Below are 18,660 nucleotides of genomic sequence, written 5' to 3'. Positions count from 1 at the left end.
GTGATTTTTTTGCTTATAGCTTTTCGTTGACATAACGAACAAATTCGTTCCACCAAACCTTTAAGAAAAAGCTTTTCTCAATGGTTCTTCCTGCTACCATATCGACTGTTGGTTCTTGATCTTCTAAGTAGCCACGTCCGATTTTATCTGGATCAGTGTAGTGTATTTTTCCAAGATTTGTGCCTGATTTGACAGGTGCTCGGAATGATTCTTGGTCACTCTTGAATTGAATTTTTGGTTCTGCTTGACTACCTTGTTTTTCGACGATATAGAAGTCTTTTTTTGCAACAGCTAAAACAGTCTCTGACTTCCCATCCATGATAGTTGCCTTACTTTTTCCGTAGGGATCTCCTTCTTTTACGACAATAGAAGAAACAAAGGTCCGTACCACGTAGTTCATTAGAGAAGAAGTAGCCACAAAGCGTGCATATGGATCACCGTCAACTGCCTCCACTCCTAGGACAACTGTGATCATATGGATGCCATTTTGCGTCGTTGATGCAGCAAAGGTGATGCCACCTTTGGTAGAGTTGCTGACCCGAAGGCCGTCAACGCCCGAACGGTAATTTGGCATGCCTTCTAGCATCAGGTTGGGGTTTTCAATCTGCGTGTTTGAAAAAAGAGCAGTGGGCTTTGAAGTATATTTGGTCACTTCAGGAAAATCCTGGAGTAAGTGCTTGGCAATAACAGCAATATCATAAGCACTCAATTGATTTTCGTCTTCTTTCCCGTCAGGATCTCCGCTGATGGTTTGAGTATTTAATCCGGTAGCATTAATTAAATGAGGAGATTGAATGCCCCATTCAGAAAGTTTCTGCTTCATTTTTTCAACGAAGCTTTTCTCAGAGCCACCCACTTTCTCAGCTAAGGCGAAGGCAGCAGTGCTAGAATTTCCAACTAAAAGAGCAGTCAATAACTGTTCAACTGTATATTGGTTCGCCTCCATAGGAAGAGTACCAGCACCTTCGATATCATTTAAGGCTAGAGCTTTCTCAGACAGTTTAATAGGATCTTTCAGAGAAAGTTTTTTTTCATGAATGGCTTCGAAAATCAGATAAGTGGTCAAGAGTGTAGATAGTCCCCCCACATCTCGCTTTTTCTCTGAATCCTTTTCATATAAGATTTTACCTGTATCAGCTTCAACAGCAATAGCACTTTGAGCAGGAAGATCTAGCTCATCTGCTAGAACGACTTGATAAGGTAAACTGCATAACAGCAGGATGAAGGTTAAAAAAGAAAGAAAGAATTTTTTCACAGTTGTTTCCTCGTTGCTTAGTCCTCTCTATTGTATCATACAAATGATTAATGGAAAATCGTAAAATCATCAATTAGGCTAAAAAGTCAATCATAGCAAGGTTTTTGGATGGGGTTGAAGCAAATATTCAGAAAATTTAGTTTACTTTTTTTTCTACTTGTGATATAATCTTAAACAAATCTAAAAAAACTATTGGAGAATTCCTATGAAAAAAGGTAAAGTATTCGCAGTTGCCGGAGTAACACTCCTTGCAGCTGGATTGTTAGCTGCATGTTCTAGTTCAAATACTAGCAAAGCAAGCTCAGGCGAAGACAAAAACTATGGTTATGTCTACACTTCAGATCCAACAACTTTGGACTACACAATTTCTTCTAAAGCTGCTACCCATGACATCACTACAAATGTGGTAGACGGTTTGTTAGAAAATGATAAATACGGCAACCTTGTGCCTTCACTTGCGGAAGACTGGTCTGTATCAAAAGACGGTCTGACTTATACCTACAAGATTCGTAAAGGTGTCAAATGGTACGATGCAGATGGTGAAGAACATGGCGAAGTGACTGCTCAAGACTTCGTGACTGGTTTGAAACACGCTGCTGATAAAAAATCGGAAACTCTTCCACTCGTTCAAGGCTCAATCAAAGGTTTGGATGATTATGTCCAAGGAAAAATCACAGACTTCAGCCAAGTTGGTGTCAAAGCGGTTGATGATTACACACTTCAATACACATTGAACAAACCTGAAACTTTCTGGAACTCTAAAACGACTAACGGAATTTTGTTCCCAATAAGCACAGAGTTCTTGAAGAGTAAGGGAGATGATTTTGGTCAACCAAACGATGTGAAGTCAATCCTTGCAAACGGACCATTCCTTTTGAAATCCATTACTTCAAAATCATCTGTTGTATTTGAAAAGAATGACAACTACTGGGATAAGAAAAACGTTCACCTGAAAGAAGTAAAATATACTTATTACGATGGATCAGACCAAGATTCATTGGCACGTGGATTCTCTGATGGTGCTTATACAAAAGCTCGCCTTTTCCCTGCAAGTTCAAACTTTGCAACTGTAGAGAAAAAATATAAAGACGATATCTTTACTACACCAGCAGGATCAGGTGTAGCAGTACTCGGATTTAATTTGGATCGCCAATCTTATAACCACACTGCTAAGAAATCAGATGCTGAAAAATCTTCTACTAAGAAAGCAATCTTGAACAAAGATTTCCGTCAGGCCATCACTTTTGCCTTGAACCGTGAAAACTACTCAGCACAAGTCAATGGTAAAGAATTTGCTAAACCAGCTATCCGTAATACCTACACAGCACCAGCCTTTGTCCAAGTAGATGGAAAAGACTTCGGAAATGTAGTTGCAGATAAGTTGACTACTTATGGAGACCAATGGAAGGGTATCAACCTTGAAGATGGTCAAGATGGTCTTTACAACAAAGATAAAGCGAAAGCACAACTTGAAAAAGCCAAAGCTGAACTTCAAAAAGATGGTGTTCAATTCCCAATTCATATTGATGTACCGGTAGCACAAAATTCTACAAACTTTGTTTCACGGATGCAATCTCTGAAACAAACTGTGGAAGATACTCTTGGTAAAGACAATGTCGTTCTTGATCTTCAAATGATGGACTCAGACGAAGTGTTGAATATTACTTTGAATGTGCCATCAGCTGCAGACGCAGACTGGGATCTTCAAGGAATGGTCGGATGGAACCCAGACTATGATGATCCATCAACTTACCTTGATACTCTTCAACCAGCTTCTGAGGACCAAACAAAAGTTTACCTTGGTTTTGCAGGTGGTGTAGATAACCCATCAGCAAAAGCAGTCGGTTTGGATGAATTCGCTAAACTTCTTGACGATGCAAATAACGAAACACAAGATGTTGTGAAACGTTATGAAAAATACGCAGCAGCTCAAGCTTGGTTGACAGATAGTGCGATTGTTATTCCAACGATGTCAAGTACAGGTGCTGCAACAGTTGTTTCTAAGGTAGTTCCATTCTCTGAACCATCATCACAAACAGGTAACAAAGGTTCAACATACTTGAAATACGTTGAAGTTCAAGATGAGCCAGTTACTAAGAAACAATACGAACAAGCACGTGAAAAATGGCAAAAAGAAAAAGCTGAGTCAAACAAAAAAGCTCAACAAGATCTTGAAAAACACGTTAAATAATTAAATTATTGCTTTTCATTAGAACTTTCTCTTCTAGGGGAGAAAGTTCTTTTGGACATTAAAGGAATGAAATATGAAAAAATATGTTTTTATGCGTATTTTGCGTTCGTTAGTGTCGATCTTTCTCGTCACGACATTAACCTACATGATTATCTATACGCTAACACCGAGAAATCTCATCTTTAAAAATGACCCCAACTACAATAAAGTAGCGAAGACAAAAGATTCGAAGATCAACTACGAAAATACTGTCTACGATCGCATGGGTTATTTGGAATACATGGATTCAAAGAGCTTGCAACAAAAAGCAAGTAAAGAAGATTCTTCCGTAACGGTTGATGCGACAACTGCTAATGAAAAGATCTACAAAAAATATATTGAAAAATTAGGTCATGGTTGGCAGTTGAAACGTTTCCCAGAGAGTAAGTCTTTCTATGCGGTGCGTGAAATTCCGGTTTTTGAACGTGTCATCAGCTTCTATGCGAATTTGATTCAGTTTGATCATCCAGGTTGGGTGAAAGATGCCTCAAATCCAAATCTCAAACGCTATATCCGTATTGAAAATGATCCATCTATTGGATGGTCTGTAGTGGGTTCTGGTACGAAACACAAATACCTCTTGTACTTTAATGGTCAGTTCCCATATGTACACCAAAACTTTGTAACCTTAAACCTTGGAAATTCATATCCAACTTATTCAAATACCCCTGTTCTTCAAGTTATTACCCAAGGACAAGGAACGACTAAGAAGACTGAAGTGAACTTCCCAACAGGTAAAAAGACATCTTCCATCGATATCTACTCACGTACCTACAAATCACCAAGTAAGGCAGATTCACAAGATATCAGTCGATTTGGTAAAGGGGATGCCTATACAGCAACGTTGAGCAACTATGAGAATCCATCCATGATTGCATCTTCTTCAATCATTGGTTTGATTGGTATTGCGATTGCCTACTTGATTGCGATCCCACTAGGATCTTATATGGCTCTTTTCAAGGACTCATGGTTTGATAGCATCTCTACTGCGGTCTTGACATTTATGATGTCTCTCCCAACCATTGCCCTTGTCTATATCGTGCGTCTAGCAGGTTCATTCTTTGGACTTCCAGACTCATTCCCAGTACTTGGAGCACAGGACTGGCGTTCATATGTATTGCCGTCTCTGATTCTTGGTTTATTGAGTGCGCCATTTATCGCCGTTTGGATTCGTCGTTATATGATCGATATCCATTCGCAAGATTTCGTCCGTTTTGCTCGTTCAAAAGGATTGTCAGAACGTGAGATCTCAAGAAAACACATCTTCAAAAATGCGATGGTTCCACTAGTTTCTGGAATTCCAGGGGCTATCATTGGAGTTATCTCAGGTGCGACGTTGACTGAAACAGTCTTCGCTTTCCCAGGTATGGGTAAAATGTTGATTGACTCTATTAAAGCATCAAACAACACCATGGTCATCGGACTTGTCTTCATCTTCACATCACTTGGTATCTTTGCTGCCATGTTAGGTGATATCTTGATGACAGTGCTTGATCCACGGATTAAATTAACGAATACGAAAGGAGGCAAATAATGGCTACAATCGATAAAAATAAATTTCAGTTTGTAAAACGCGATGACTTTGCCTCTGAAGTAATCGATGCTCCAGCGTATTCATACTGGAAATCTGTATTCAGACAATTCTTGAAAAAAAGAACCACGATCATTATGCTTGCTATTTTGATTGGGATTCTCTTGATGAGTTTTGTCTACCCGATGTTTTCAAATTTTGATTACAACGACGTAAGTAAGGTAAATGACTTTTCAGCACGTTTGAATCCACCAAGTGCCAAAGCTTTCTTTGGTACAGATAATAACGGTAAATCCCTCTTTGATGGAGTTTGGTTTGGTGCTCGGAATTCCATTATCATTTCTTTCATCGCCACTGTTATTAACGTGGTTGTCGGAGTTATCGTTGGTGGAATTTGGGGGATCTCAAAATCCATCGACCGTATCATGATGGAAGTTTATAACGTTATTTCAAACATTCCATTTATGTTGATCGTTATCGTCTTGACTTACTCAATGGGATCTGGTTTCTGGAACTTGATTCTTGCCATGTCCTTAACTGGATGGATCGGAATTGCCTATACCATTCGTGTCCAAATCATGCGTTACCGTGATTTGGAGTACAACCTTGCCAGCCGAACATTAGGAACACCAACTTTGAAAATTGTTACGAAAAATATTTTGCCTCAATTGGTATCTGTTATCGTGACACAAACATCACAGTTACTTCCAAGCTTTATTTCTTATGAAGCCTTCCTTTCCTTCTTCGGACTTGGTCTTCCAATCACAGTTCCAAGTTTGGGACGGTTGATTTCTGACTATTCTCAAAACGTAACTACAAATGCCTACCTATTCTGGATTCCGCTTACTGTTTTGATTTTAGTATCCTTGTCATTCTTTATCGTCGGACAAAACTTGGCCGATGCCAGCGACCCACGTACACATAGATAGGAGGAGTAGATATGACATCAAATAACAATATTATTTTATCTGCTCAAGATATCGTAGTGGAATTTGACGTGCGCGATCGCGTATTGACAGCTATTCGTGGCGTATCGCTTGAGCTAGAAGAAGGTGAAGTTCTTGCCTTAGTTGGTGAGTCGGGTTCAGGAAAATCAGTTTTGACAAAAACGTTCACCGGAATGTTAGAAGATAACGGCCGTATTGCCCAAGGTTCGATTAAATACCGTGGTCAAGAATTGACAGACTTGAAATCGAATAAAGATTGGGAAAATATTCGTGGATCTAAGATCGCTACAATTTTCCAAGACCCAATGACAAGTTTGGACCCAATCAACACAATTGGATCACAAATTACAGAAGTCATTATCAAACACCAAGGGAAAACAGCTAAAGAAGCCAAAGAAATGGCTTTGGACTATATGGAGAAAGTTGGAATTCCAGATGCTGAACGTCGTTTTGATGAGTATCCATTCCAATATTCAGGTGGGATGCGTCAACGGATCGTTATTGCCATCGCCTTGGCCTGCCGTCCAGATATTTTAATCTGTGACGAACCAACAACAGCCCTTGACGTAACCATTCAAGCGCAAATCATTGATTTGTTGAAATCCCTTCAAAAAGAATACCAATTTACAGTTATCTTTATCACCCACGACTTAGGTGTGGTTGCAAGTATTGCAGATAAAGTAGCCGTTATGTATGCTGGAGAAATTGTTGAGTTTGGTAAAGTAGAAGAAATTTTCTACGATCCAAAACATCCATACACATGGAGCTTGCTTTCAAGCTTGCCTCAATTGTCAACCTCAGATGGTGATCTTTACTCTATTCCAGGGACTCCGCCATCATTGTATGCTCCAATCAAAGGAGATGCCTTCGCACTTCGTTCAGACTATGCAATGCAGATTGATTTTGAAGAAGAGGCACCTGCTTTCAAAGTAACCGATACTCACTGGGCGAAGACATGGTTGCTCCATCCAGATGCACCAACAGTTCATAAACCAGAAGTAATCGAAAACCTTCACGAAAAGATTGGCTCAAAAATGGGCTTCACTCACATTACAGAATAGGAGGAAGGAAATGACTGAAAAATTAGTTGAAATTAAAGATTTAGAAATTTCCTTCGGTGAAGGAAGTAAAAAATTCGTTGCTGTAAAAAACGCCAACTTTTTCATTAATAAGGGAGAAACGTTCTCTCTTGTTGGTGAATCAGGAAGTGGGAAGACAACAATTGGACGTGCGATCATCGGTTTGAATGATACAAGTGCTGGAGAAATTATTTATGACGGTCGCAAGATCAACGGAAAAAACTCTCATAGTGAAAAATCAGAGTTGATCCGTAAGATTCAAATGATCTTCCAAGACCCAGCAGCAAGTTTGAATGAACGTGCAACAGTTGATTATATTATCTCTGAAGGTTTGATCAACCACCATTTGTTTAACAGTGAAGAAGAACGTCAGGAAAAAGTAAAAAATATTATGCATGAAGTCGGGCTTCTTGCAGAACATTTGACACGTTATCCTCACGAATTCTCAGGTGGTCAACGTCAACGGATCGGTATTGCACGTGCACTTGTCATGGAACCAGAATTTGTCATTGCGGATGAACCAATCTCAGCCCTTGACGTTTCAGTACGTGCGCAGGTCTTGAACCTGTTGAAAAAATTCCAAAGAGAATTAGGCTTGACCTACCTCTTTATCGCCCATGACTTGTCAGTTGTGCGCTTCATTTCTGACCGTATTGCAGTTATCTATAAAGGGGTTATTGTAGAAGTGGCAGAAACTGAAGAGCTATTTAACCACCCAATCCATCCGTACACACAATCCCTACTTTCAGCGGTCCCAATTCCAGATCCAATTCTAGAACGTAAAAAAGTTCTAAAAATCTACGATCCAGAACAACATGATTACTCTGAAGATAAACCACAAATGGTTGAAATTAAACCAGGTCATTATGTATGGGCTAACAAAGCTGAAGAAAACAAATACAGACAAGAATATAAATAGAGAGGATTCCCTCTCTATTTTCTTTATTTAAAAAAACTTTCAAAAAAATAAAATTTTTTGGAAAAAAGTGTTGACAGTAAGGAGAGGTCATGATATACTAATATAGTTGTCGCGCGAGAGCGACAAAGACCTTTGAAAACTGAACAAGACGAACCAATGTGCAGGGCGCTATAACGAAAGTTATAGTAACTGAACAATAAAAAAACAATAAATCTGTCAGTGACAGAATGAGTTTAAGACAAACAATTATTTTAATGAGAGTTTGATCCTGGCTCAGGATGAACGCTGGCGGCGTGCCTAATACATGCAAGTAGAACGCTGAAGCTTGGTGCTTGCACCGAGCGGATGAGTTGCGAACGGGTGAGTAACGCGTAGGTAACCTGCCTGGTAGCGGGGGATAACTATTGGAAACGATAGCTAATACCGCATAACAGTCGACATTGCATGATGTTGATTTGAAAGGGGCAATTGCTCCACTACCAGATGGACCTGCGTTGTATTAGCTAGTTGGTGAGGTAACGGCTCACCAAGGCGACGATACATAGCCGACCTGAGAGGGTGATCGGCCACACTGGGACTGAGACACGGCCCAGACTCCTACGGGAGGCAGCAGTAGGGAATCTTCGGCAATGGGGGCAACCCTGACCGAGCAACGCCGCGTGAGTGAAGAAGGTTTTCGGATCGTAAAGCTCTGTTGTAAGAGAAGAACGAGTGTGAGAGTGGAAAGTTCACACTGTGACGGTAACTTACCAGAAAGGGACGGCTAACTACGTGCCAGCAGCCGCGGTAATACGTAGGTCCCGAGCGTTATCCGGATTTATTGGGCGTAAAGCGAGCGCAGGCGGTTAGATAAGTCTGAAGTTAAAGGCTGTGGCTTAACCATAGTACGCTTTGGAAACTGTTTAACTTGAGTGCAGAAGGGGAGAGTGGAATTCCATGTGTAGCGGTGAAATGCGTAGATATATGGAGGAACACCGGTGGCGAAAGCGGCTCTCTGGTCTGTAACTGACGCTGAGGCTCGAAAGCGTGGGGAGCAAACAGGATTAGATACCCTGGTAGTCCACGCCGTAAACGATGAGTGCTAGGTGTTGGGTCCTTTCCGGGACTCAGTGCCGCAGCTAACGCATTAAGCACTCCGCCTGGGGAGTACGACCGCAAGGTTGAAACTCAAAGGAATTGACGGGGGCCCGCACAAGCGGTGGAGCATGTGGTTTAATTCGAAGCAACGCGAAGAACCTTACCAGGTCTTGACATCCCTCTGACCGCTCTAGAGATAGAGCTTTCCTTCGGGACAGAGGTGACAGGTGGTGCATGGTTGTCGTCAGCTCGTGTCGTGAGATGTTGGGTTAAGTCCCGCAACGAGCGCAACCCCTATTGTTAGTTGCCATCATTGAGTTGGGCACTCTAGCGAGACTGCCGGTAATAAACCGGAGGAAGGTGGGGATGACGTCAAATCATCATGCCCCTTATGACCTGGGCTACACACGTGCTACAATGGCTGGTACAACGAGTCGCGAGTCGGTGACGGCAAGCTAATCTCTTAAAGCCAGTCTCAGTTCGGATTGTAGGCTGCAACTCGCCTACATGAAGTCGGAATCGCTAGTAATCGCGGATCAGCACGCCGCGGTGAATACGTTCCCGGGCCTTGTACACACCGCCCGTCACACCACGAGAGTTTGTAACACCCGAAGTCGGTGAGGTAACCATTTGGAGCCAGCCGCCTAAGGTGGGATAGATGATTGGGGTGAAGTCGTAACAAGGTAGCCGTATCGGAAGGTGCGGCTGGATCACCTCCTTTCTAAGGAAATGGAAACCTGTACGTTGGTCTTGTTTAGTTTTGAGAGGTCTTGTGGGGCCTTAGCTCAGCTGGGAGAGCGCCTGCTTTGCACGCAGGAGGTCAGCGGTTCGATCCCGCTAGGCTCCATTAACACTTTAGTAGTGTTAAGTTTGAACATTGAAAATTGAATATCTATATCAAATAGTAACAAGAAAAATAAACCGAAACGCTGTAAATATTTAAAGAGTTTAGGTCGTAAGACCAAAAATAAGGTTAAGTTAATAAGGGCGCACGGTGGATGCCTTGGCACTAGAAGCCGAAGAAGGACGTGACAAACGACGAAATGCTTTGGGGAGCTGTAAGTAAGCGACGATCCAGAGATGTCCGAATGGGGGAACCCACTAGCTAATGGCTAGTACTCCTATCTGTTAAGGATAGGTAGAGGAAGACGCAGTGAACTGAAACATCTAAGTAGCTGTAGGAAGAGAAAGCAAAAGCGATTGCCTGAGTAGCGGCGAGCGAAACGGCAGGAGGGCAAACCGAAGAGTTTACTCTTCGGGGTTGTAGGACTGCAATGTGGACTTAAAGAGTATAGAAGAATGACATGGGAAGGTCAGCCAAAGAGAGTAAGAGCCTCGTATTCGAAATAGTCTTTATACCTAGCAGTATCCTGAGTACGGCGGGACACGAGAAATCCCGTCGGAATCTGGGAGGACCATCTCCCAACCCTAAATACTCTCTAGTGACCGATAGTGAACCAGTACCGTGAGGGAAAGGTGAAAAGCACCCCGGGAGGGGAGTGAAATAGAACCTGAAACCGTGTGCCTACAACAAGTTCGAGCCCGTTAATGGGTGAGAGCGTGCCTTTTGTAGAATGAACCGGCGAGTTACGATATGATGCGAGGTTAAGTTGAAGAGACGGAGCCGCAGGGAAACCGAGTCTGAATAGGGCGCTTTAGTATTATGTCGTAGACCCGAAACCATGTGACCTACCCATGAGCAGGTTGAAGGTGAGGTAAAACTCACTGGAGGACCGAACCAGGGCACGTTGAAAAGTGCTTGGATGACTTGTGGGTAGCGGAGAAATTCCAAACGAACTTGGAGATAGCTGGTTCTCTCCGAAATAGCTTTAGGGCTAGCGTCGACATTAGAGATTCTTGGAGGTAGAGCACTGTTTGGGTGAGGGGTCCATCCCGGATTACCAATCTCAGATAAACTCCGAATGCCAATGAATTATGGTCGGCAGTCAGACTGCGAGTGCTAAGATCCGTAGTCGAAAGGGAAACAGCCCAGACCACCAGCTAAGGTCCCAAAATAATTGTTAAGTGGAAAAGGATGTGGGGTTGCACAGACAACTAGGATGTTAGCTTAGAAGCAGCTATTCATTCAAAGAGTGCGTAATAGCTCACTAGTCGAGTGACCCTGCGCCGAAAATGTACCGGGGCTAAAACAATTTACCGAAGCTGTGGATACCTTTATAGGTATGGTAGGAGAGCGTTCTATGTGTGGAGAAGGTGTACCGTGAGGAGCGCTGGAACGCATAGAAGTGAGAATGCCGGTATGAGTAGCGAAAGACAGGTGAGAATCCTGTCCACCGTAAGACTAAGGTTTCCAGGGGAAGGCTCGTCCGCCCTGGGTTAGTCGGGACCTAAGGAGAGACCGAAAGGTGTATCCGATGGACAACAGGTTGATATTCCTGTACTAGAGTATGTAGTGAAGGAGGGACGCAGTAGGCTAACTAAAGCGTGCGACTGGAAGTGCACGTCTAAGCAGTGAGGTGTGAATTGAGTTAAATGCTTAATTCTATAACATTGAGCTGTGATGGGGAGCGAAGTTTAGTAGCGAAGTTAGTGACGTCACACTGCCAAGAAAAGCTTCTAGCGTTTAAACATACTCTACCCGTACCGCAAACCGACACAGGTAGTCGAGGCGAGTAGCCTCAGGTGAGCGAGAGAACTCTCGTTAAGGAACTCGGCAAAATGACCCCGTAACTTCGGGAGAAGGGGTGCTGGCTTTCAGTCAGCCGCAGTGAATAGGCCCAAGCAACTGTTTATCAAAAACACAGCTCTCTGCTAAATCGTAAGATGATGTATAGGGGGTGACGCCTGCCCGGTGCTGGAAGGTTAAGAGGAGTGCTTAGCGGTAACGCGAAGGTATGAATTGAAGCCCCAGTAAACGGCGGCCGTAACTATAACGGTCCTAAGGTAGCGAAATTCCTTGTCGGGTAAGTTCCGACCCGCACGAAAGGCGTAATGATTTGGGCACTGTCTCAACGAGAGACTCGGTGAAATTTTAGTACCTGTGAAGATGCAGGTTACCCGCGACAGGACGGAAAGACCCCATGGAGCTTTACTGCAGTTTGATATTGAGTGTCTGTGCCACATGTACAGGATAGGTAGGAGCCATTGAGATCGGGACGCCAGTTTCGATGGAGGCGTTGTTGGGATACTACCCTTGTGTTATGGCCACTCTAACCCGGTAGGTTCATCATCTACGGAGACAGTGTCTGACGGGCAGTTTGACTGGGGCGGTCGCCTCCTAAAAGGTAACGGAGGCGCCCAAAGGTTCCCTCAGAATGGTTGGAAATCATTCGCAGAGTGTAAAGGTATAAGGGAGCTTGACTGCGAGAGCTACAACTCGAGCAGGGACGAAAGTCGGGCTTAGTGATCCGGTGGTTCCGTATGGAAGGGCCATCGCTCAACGGATAAAAGCTACCCTGGGGATAACAGGCTTATCTCCCCCAAGAGTTCACATCGACGGGGAGGTTTGGCACCTCGATGTCGGCTCGTCGCATCCTGGGGCTGTAGTCGGTCCCAAGGGTTGGGCTGTTCGCCCATTAAAGCGGCACGCGAGCTGGGTTCAGAACGTCGTGAGACAGTTCGGTCCCTATCCGTCGCGGGCGTAGGAAATTTGAGAGGATCTGCTCCTAGTACGAGAGGACCAGAGTGGACTTACCGCTGGTGTACCAGTTGTCTCGCCAGAGGCATCGCTGGGTAGCTATGTAGGGAAGGGATAAACGCTGAAAGCATCTAAGTGTGAAACCCACCTCAAGATGAGATTTCCCATAACTATATGTTAGTAAGAGCCCTGAGAGAAGATCAGGTAGATAGGTTAGGAGTGGAAGTTGTGTGAGCAATGGAGCGGACTAATACTAATAGCTCGAGGACTTATCCAAAGAGTCAGAAGATATTGACAACGTGAGTTTAACTTGTTAGAATATAGATATTCAATTTTGAATGTTTAAGCATTCAGAGTTAAGTGACGATAGCCTAGGAGATACACCTGTACCCATGCCGAACACAGCAGTTAAGCCCTAGAACGCCGGAAGTAGTTGGGGGTTGCCCCCTGTGAGATAAGGTAGTCGCTTAGCTTGATTCCGCCATAGCTCAGTTGGTAGTAGCGCATGACTGTTAATCATGATGTCGTAGGTTCGAGTCCTACTGGCGGAGTATAGAAAAAAAGAGATCAGGTATGAACCGCACCCCAAAAGTTAGACAGAAAAAATCTAACTTTTGGGGTGTATTTATTATGAAATTGACATATAAGGATAAGGTTCAGATCTATGAACTTAGAAAACAAGGGCGAAGCTTCAAAGAGCTTTCAAATATATTCGGGATAAATATTCCTAATCTTAGGTACATGATTAAATTGATTGATCGTTACGGTATAGAGTTCGTCAAAAAGGGGAAGAACCGTTATTATTCTCCTAAATTAAAACGAGAAATTATTGATAAAGTTCTGCTTGAAGGTCGTTCTCAAATAAGGGTGTCTCTAGATTATGCTCTCCCAAACCAAGGAATGCTTCCAAATTGGCTGGCACAATACAAGAAAAATGGGTATACTATTGTTGAGAAAACAAGAGGGAGAGCACCTAAAATGGGACGCAAGCCAAAGAAAAAACCTGAAGAAATGACAGAGTTAGAACGTCTTCAAGCAGAAAATGAATTCTTGAGAGCGGAGAATGCTGTTCTAAAAAAGTTGAGAGAACTCCGATTGAAGGAGGAAAAAGAGCAAGAAGAAAAACGGAAATTGTTCAAGGATTGGTAACAGAGTTTTCTTTAGATATCCTTCTAAAGATTATTAAGCTTGCCCGTTCAACTTATTATTATCACTTAAAACAGCTGGATCAAAGCGATAAGGATGATCAAGTTAAAGCTGAAATTCAGTCAATTTATACTGAGCATAAAGGAAATTACGGCTATCGTCGCATGACTCTAGAATTACGAAATCGTGGCTTCGTAGTGAACCATAAGAAGGTGCAGCGTCTTATGAAAGTACTTGGTTTAACGGCTCGAATTCGCCGTAAACGGAAGTATTCTTCATACCAAGGAGAGGTTGGCAAGAAAGCAGATAACCTTATTCAACGTCAATTTGAAGCAACCAAACCAATGCAAAAGTGCTACACAGATGTGACAGAATTTGCCATTCCAGCAAGCAGTCAAAAGCTTTATTTATCACCAGTTTTAGATGGCTTTAACAGCGAAATTATCTCCTACAATCTTTCTACTTCGCCGAACTTAGTACAAATGAAAGCTATGCTAGAACAAGCCTTTACAGCGAACCATTACGAAAATACAATTCTCCATAGTGACCAAGGATGGCAATACCAACATGATTTCTATCATCATTTTTTAAAGAATAAGGGAATCCAACCATCTATGTCACGTAAGGGAAATAGCCCAGATAACGGTATGATGGAATCTTTCTTTGGCATTCTTAAGTCTGAAATGTTTTATGGTTATGAGAATACGTTTCAGTCACTTGAGCACTTGGAACAAGCTATTGTCGACTATATTGATTACTACAACAACAAACGAATTAAGGTAAAACTAAAAGGACTTAGTCCTGTACAATACAGAACTAAATCCTTTGCTTAAATTAATTGTCTAACTTTTTGGGGTCAGTACAGTAATTGATCTCTTTTTTACTTTTCATTTTAATGTTAATTAAAGCTCCGTTTAGTTAACGGAGCTTTTCTCTATTTAGTTATTTGGGAAAAATGCTTGATATAAGGCTTTAATTGCTTTTTCTTCTTGATCTTTACTTACAACGAACATAATGGAAACTTCACTAGAACCTTGCGAGATCATTTGAATATTCACTTCATTTTCTGATAGTGCTTTGGCTGCAGTGGCGGTAACCCCCACTTGACTCTTCATTTTCTCACCAACAATCATAATGATGGAAAGATCATGTTCAATTTCGGCTGTGTCAACTTCTAGCTTTTGCGTTAATTGTTTTAAAATTTCTTGTTCTTTAATTGGAGTAAGCTCACGTGAACGTAAGATAATGGACAGGTCGTCGATACCAGTTGGCATATGTTCCCAACTAATATTAAGATCTTCTAGTACTTGTAAAACTTTTCGACCAAACCCAACTTCACGGTTCATGAGGTATTTGGTCATATTGATACTTACAAACCCTGAATCTCCAGCGATTCCTACGACAGTTACATGATCATTTGAATGTTCCAAAACAATTCGGGTCCCTGGGTGGTCCGGATTGTTTGTATTTTTAATGACTAATGGAATTTTACCTCTGTAGGCTGGCACAAGAGCTTCATCATGTAAAACTGAAAAGCCAGCATAGGCTAATTCACGCATCTCTTTGTAAGTTAATTCAGGAATAGAATGTGGGTGTTTAATGTTACCTGGATGTGCTGCAAAAATACCATTTACGTCTGTAAAGTTTTCGTATAAGTCTGCTTTTACACCTGCTGCAATGATCGATCCTGTAATGTCGGATCCACCACGAGAAAATGTACAAATATCCCCATCTTGGGTAACACCAAAGAATCCTGGAATGACAATCACTTCACTTGAATCTTTTAGTTCTTCAATTTTATCGTAACTAGATGGTAAAATACGAGCGTTAGAAGGTTCTGCAGTGACCGTGATTCCTGCCTCTTTTGGATGGATATATCTTGCTTCTAATCCATTCTGATTGAAATAGGCAGCAATGAGTTTAGCATTGTTATTTTCACCTGCTGCTAAGAATGCATCGTATGTAAATGGATTTCCTTTTTTAGGCAAATTTGTCAGATCATAGATATCTTCAGCAATTTCCTGAATAATAGAATCTTTGAGACCCAATTCTTCTGTAATGGCACGATAACGTTCAATAATCCACTGTTGTGTTTGTGTGACATCCTTATCTGAAGTAAATTCTTTATAATACCGGATCAGAGCATCTGTTACTTTTGTGTCTTCAGCGTTGCGCTTACCTGGAGCTGATACAACTACAAATCTTCTTTCTGGATCATCTTTAATGATATCAAGTACTTTTTTTAATTGAGAAGCTGATGCTAGAGAACTTCCACCGAATTTAGTTACTTTCATATTTTCTCCTTAATAGTTTCATTAATACATTATACCAAAGTTCAGTTATTGATACAATGTATTTACAGATAGGGCATAAAATAATTGATTCTGTAGAGGAGAGAAATTGTAATTATTCAAATTTTACAATTTTGTTACATCTTATAGATATATTTTACTATTTTACTTTTTTGTGGTATGATATGTTATAATTCAAAAGTTTTAATATCAAAATATTTTATATTTAAACAAAAGGAGTCTGTGATGTTTGAAACAATTTTGTATTCTGTCGAAAACGACCTCGCGACAATCTCTTTAAATCGTCCTGAAGTATCCAATGGTTTTAACATTCCAATGTGTCAGGAAATTTTAGCTGCCCTGGAAGATGCAGAAAAAAATGAGGAAGTAAAATTCATTATTCTATCAGCAGAAGGGAAAATCTTTTCAGTTGGTGGAGATTTGAGCGAAATGAAACGCGCAGTCGATGCGGATGACATCGAGTCTCTTGTTTTAATTGCCGAATTAGTTAATACGATTTCAAAGAAAATCAAGCAATTGCCAAAACCGGTTATTATGGTGGCAGATGGAGCGGTTGCTGGAGCAGCTGCTAACATTGCAGTAGCTGTTGATTTTTGTATTATTAGTGATCGTACTAAATTTATCCAAGCCTTTGTTGGGGTTGGTTTAGCACCAGATGCGGGTGGGTTATTCTTGTTAGGAAAAGCCATTGGCATGTCTCGGGCTACTCATTTAGTAATGACGGGTGAAGCCTTGACTGCTGAAAAAGCATTTGATTATGGCCTAGCTTATCGTGTTTGTGAATCTGAAAAACTCGATAAAACCGTTGAGCAATTGCTTAAAAAATTAAGAAGAGGATCTTCAAATTCTTATGCTGCCATGAAAGAAATGGTTTGGGAAGCATTCTTGAAAGAATGGGACAAATATGCGGGTCTTGAATTGGATTTGCAAAAGAAACTAGCATTTACAGAAGATTTCAAGGAGGGTGTTATTGCCTACTCTGAGAAACGTCGGCCACAATTTAAAGGAAAATAAATTTGTAATTTTTCTATGTTTTGTGAAAAAATGCTTGCAAATTATTTTCATTTTTGATAAAATTTGACTATCAAAGTAAAATTAGGAGGTGGAGTTTTGAATTACCAATTAGTTAACGACTATTTAACATCCATCTTTAATAATGTTTTGGTTATTGAGGAGTCGAGCCTAAGAGCAAGTCGATTCAAAGATGTTTCTATTAAAGAAATGCATACGATCGATGTGATTGGTTCGACACCGAATGCAACCCCGAGTGATATTTCACGGGAGTTGATGGTGACTTTGGGGACTGTCACGACAAGTTTGAATAATCTTGAGCGCAAAGGGTATATCGAAAGAAGAAGATCGGAAGTTGATCGCCGGGTTGTACACTTGAGTTTAACGAAGAACGGTCGTCTACTTTATCGTCTTCATCAGCAATTCCATAAACGGATGGTCAACCAGATTATTGGAGATATGAGTCCCGAAGAGAAGAAAGTGATGCAAAAAGGATTGCAAAATCTGTATCGTTTCTTGGAGGAAATTAAATAATGGTCTTTGCTAAAATTAGTCAAGTTGCTCATTATGCACCTGACCAAGTCGTATCAAATGATGATTTGGCTGAGATCATGGATACAAGTGATGAATGGATCAGTAGTCGGACAGGTATCCTTCGGCGTCACATTTCAAAAGATGAGACGACAAGTGATCTAGCAACAATTGTTGCACAAAGATTATTAGCAAAAGCAAACTTAGATGCTGAGGAAATTGATTTCATCGTTGTTGCTACGATTACTCCAGACAGCTTAATGCCATCAACTGCAGCCCGAGTACAAGCTAATATTGGAGCTTCTCGAGCTTTTGCATTTGATCTGACTGCAGCATGTAGCGGATTTGTATTTGCATTAGCCACTGCTGAAAAATACATTTCTTCAGGAATGTATCGGCGAGGAATTGTGATCGGTAGTGAGACGCTTTCAAAAGTATTAGACTGGTCAGACCGTTCCACTTCAGTCCTTTTTGGAGATGGAGCTGGTGGTGTCTTGCTTGAAGCGAGCGATCAAAATTCGTTTTTGGCTGAGAATCTTTTTACGGATGGTAGCCGAGGTGCTAGTCTTGAGTCTTGCTATTTGGGTCTGTCTTCCCCTTATTCAGATGACGTTTCTGATCGAAGATATCTGACAATGGACGGACGGGCAGTTTTTGATTTTGTCATTCGTGATGTCACGAAAAGTATTCAAAAAATTATAGCAGACGCCTCTATGGAAGCAGAAGAGATTGACTATTTTCTGTTACACCAGGCGAATGACCGAATGTTAGATAAGATGTCAAAAAAACTGGGTGTCTCTAGAGAGAAAATCCCAGCAAATATGATGGAATATGGGAACACTAGTGCTGCTAGTATCCCCATTCTATTATCGGAGTGTGTCGAGAATCATCGAATCAAGATGGATGGAAGTCAAAAAATTCTTCTGACAGGATTCGGTGGAGGTTTGACATGGGGCACACTTCTTGTTACAATCTAGTTAAACATGTGGAAACACATTTTAAAAATTTATATATTATTTTTTAA

11 protein-coding genes, 2 tRNA genes and 3 rRNA genes are annotated in these 18,660 nt (G+C 41.5%); 14 read left to right on the top strand and 2 right to left on the bottom strand.

Annotation, left to right across the window (positions count from 1 at the left end; genetic code table 11):
- Positions 1-13: 13 nt before the first annotated feature.
- Complete coding sequence (locus SM122_RS05215; RefSeq protein ID WP_324737851.1) at positions 14-1,255, bottom strand: serine hydrolase; 1,242 nt, start codon at positions 1,253-1,255, stop codon at positions 14-16.
- A 205-nt stretch (positions 1,256-1,460) separates the two neighbouring features.
- Here SM122_RS05215 and SM122_RS05210 point away from each other — a divergent pair, with 205 nt between their 5' ends.
- From SM122_RS05210 to SM122_RS05160, 11 genes are all read left to right on the top strand, one after another.
- Positions 1,461-3,446, top strand: coding sequence for a peptide ABC transporter substrate-binding protein (locus SM122_RS05210; RefSeq protein ID WP_324737850.1), 1,986 nt, complete (start codon positions 1,461-1,463; stop codon positions 3,444-3,446).
- 73 nt (positions 3,447-3,519) lie between these two features.
- Positions 3,520-5,019 (top strand): ABC transporter permease, encoded by a 1,500-nt coding sequence (locus tag SM122_RS05205; RefSeq protein WP_155169260.1) that lies wholly within the window; start codon positions 3,520-3,522, stop codon positions 5,017-5,019.
- The gene (gene oppC, locus SM122_RS05200; RefSeq protein WP_003010290.1) at positions 5,019-5,945 is read left to right on the top strand and encodes an oligopeptide ABC transporter permease OppC; all 927 of its coding nucleotides are present in this window, start codon (positions 5,019-5,021) and stop codon (positions 5,943-5,945) included. The genes SM122_RS05205 and oppC overlap by 1 nt, the downstream gene beginning before the upstream one ends.
- Positions 5,946-5,956: 11 nt before the next feature.
- Entirely contained in the window at positions 5,957-7,024 is a 1,068-nt protein-coding gene (locus tag SM122_RS05195; RefSeq protein WP_003010293.1) for an ABC transporter ATP-binding protein, read from the top strand.
- A 10-nt stretch (positions 7,025-7,034) separates the two neighbouring features.
- Positions 7,035-7,961 carry an ATP-binding cassette domain-containing protein gene (locus tag SM122_RS05190; RefSeq protein WP_003010296.1) on the top strand — a complete coding sequence of 309 codons (927 nt, stop codon included), beginning with the start codon at positions 7,035-7,037 and terminating at the stop codon, positions 7,959-7,961.
- Positions 7,962-8,211: 250 nt separating this feature from the next.
- Positions 8,212-9,759: ribosomal RNA gene (locus SM122_RS05185) — 16S ribosomal RNA — on the top strand.
- A gap of 53 nt (positions 9,760-9,812) precedes the next feature.
- Positions 9,813-9,885 (top strand) — tRNA-Ala (locus SM122_RS05180).
- A gap of 124 nt (positions 9,886-10,009) precedes the next feature.
- Positions 10,010-12,913: ribosomal RNA gene (locus tag SM122_RS05175) — 23S ribosomal RNA — on the top strand.
- Positions 12,914-12,992: 79 nt separating this feature from the next.
- Positions 12,993-13,108, top strand: a 5S ribosomal RNA gene (rrf, locus tag SM122_RS05170).
- Together the 16S, 23S and 5S rRNA genes with 2 tRNA genes alongside form the textbook arrangement of a ribosomal RNA operon.
- A gap of 5 nt (positions 13,109-13,113) precedes the next feature.
- Positions 13,114-13,187: transfer RNA gene (locus SM122_RS05165), tRNA-Asn, on the top strand.
- 79 nt (positions 13,188-13,266) lie between these two features.
- Positions 13,267-14,615 (top strand): IS3 family transposase gene (locus tag SM122_RS05160; RefSeq protein WP_324737900.1). Its coding sequence is split into 2 segments (ribosomal slippage): positions 13,267-13,717 and positions 13,717-14,615, totalling 1,350 coding nucleotides; the frame shifts between segments, so codons are not numbered across the junction.
- A gap of 105 nt (positions 14,616-14,720) precedes the next feature.
- On the opposite strand, the gene SM122_RS05155 is transcribed toward SM122_RS05160, so the two are convergent.
- Positions 14,721-16,076 carry an aspartate kinase gene (locus tag SM122_RS05155; protein ID WP_118398485.1) on the bottom strand — a complete coding sequence of 452 codons (1,356 nt, stop codon included), beginning with the start codon at positions 16,074-16,076 and terminating at the stop codon, positions 14,721-14,723.
- A gap of 240 nt (positions 16,077-16,316) precedes the next feature.
- Between SM122_RS05155 and fabM the strand changes: the two genes are divergently transcribed.
- From fabM to SM122_RS05140, 3 genes are all read left to right on the top strand, one after another.
- Entirely contained in the window at positions 16,317-17,108 is a 792-nt protein-coding gene (gene fabM, locus SM122_RS05150) for a trans-2-decenoyl-ACP isomerase (RefSeq protein WP_182448499.1), read from the top strand.
- A 96-nt stretch (positions 17,109-17,204) separates the two neighbouring features.
- Positions 17,205-17,639 carry a fatty acid biosynthesis transcriptional regulator FabT gene (gene fabT / locus SM122_RS05145; protein ID WP_003003993.1) on the top strand — a complete coding sequence of 145 codons (435 nt, stop codon included), beginning with the start codon at positions 17,205-17,207 and terminating at the stop codon, positions 17,637-17,639.
- Positions 17,639-18,613: a beta-ketoacyl-ACP synthase III gene (locus SM122_RS05140; RefSeq protein ID WP_155170530.1), complete on the top strand. Its 975-nt coding sequence runs from the start codon at positions 17,639-17,641 to the stop codon at positions 18,611-18,613. Before fabT ends, SM122_RS05140 begins: the two co-directional genes overlap by 1 nt.
- Positions 18,614-18,660 lie beyond the last annotated feature (47 nt).

This window comes from Streptococcus gingivalis, from assembly GCF_035544715.1.
GTDB classification, from domain to species: Bacteria; Bacillota; Bacilli; order Lactobacillales; family Streptococcaceae; genus Streptococcus; species Streptococcus gingivalis.
Note: the sequence above shows the minus strand (reverse complement) of the source record. Positions and strands in the feature narration are given on the sequence as shown.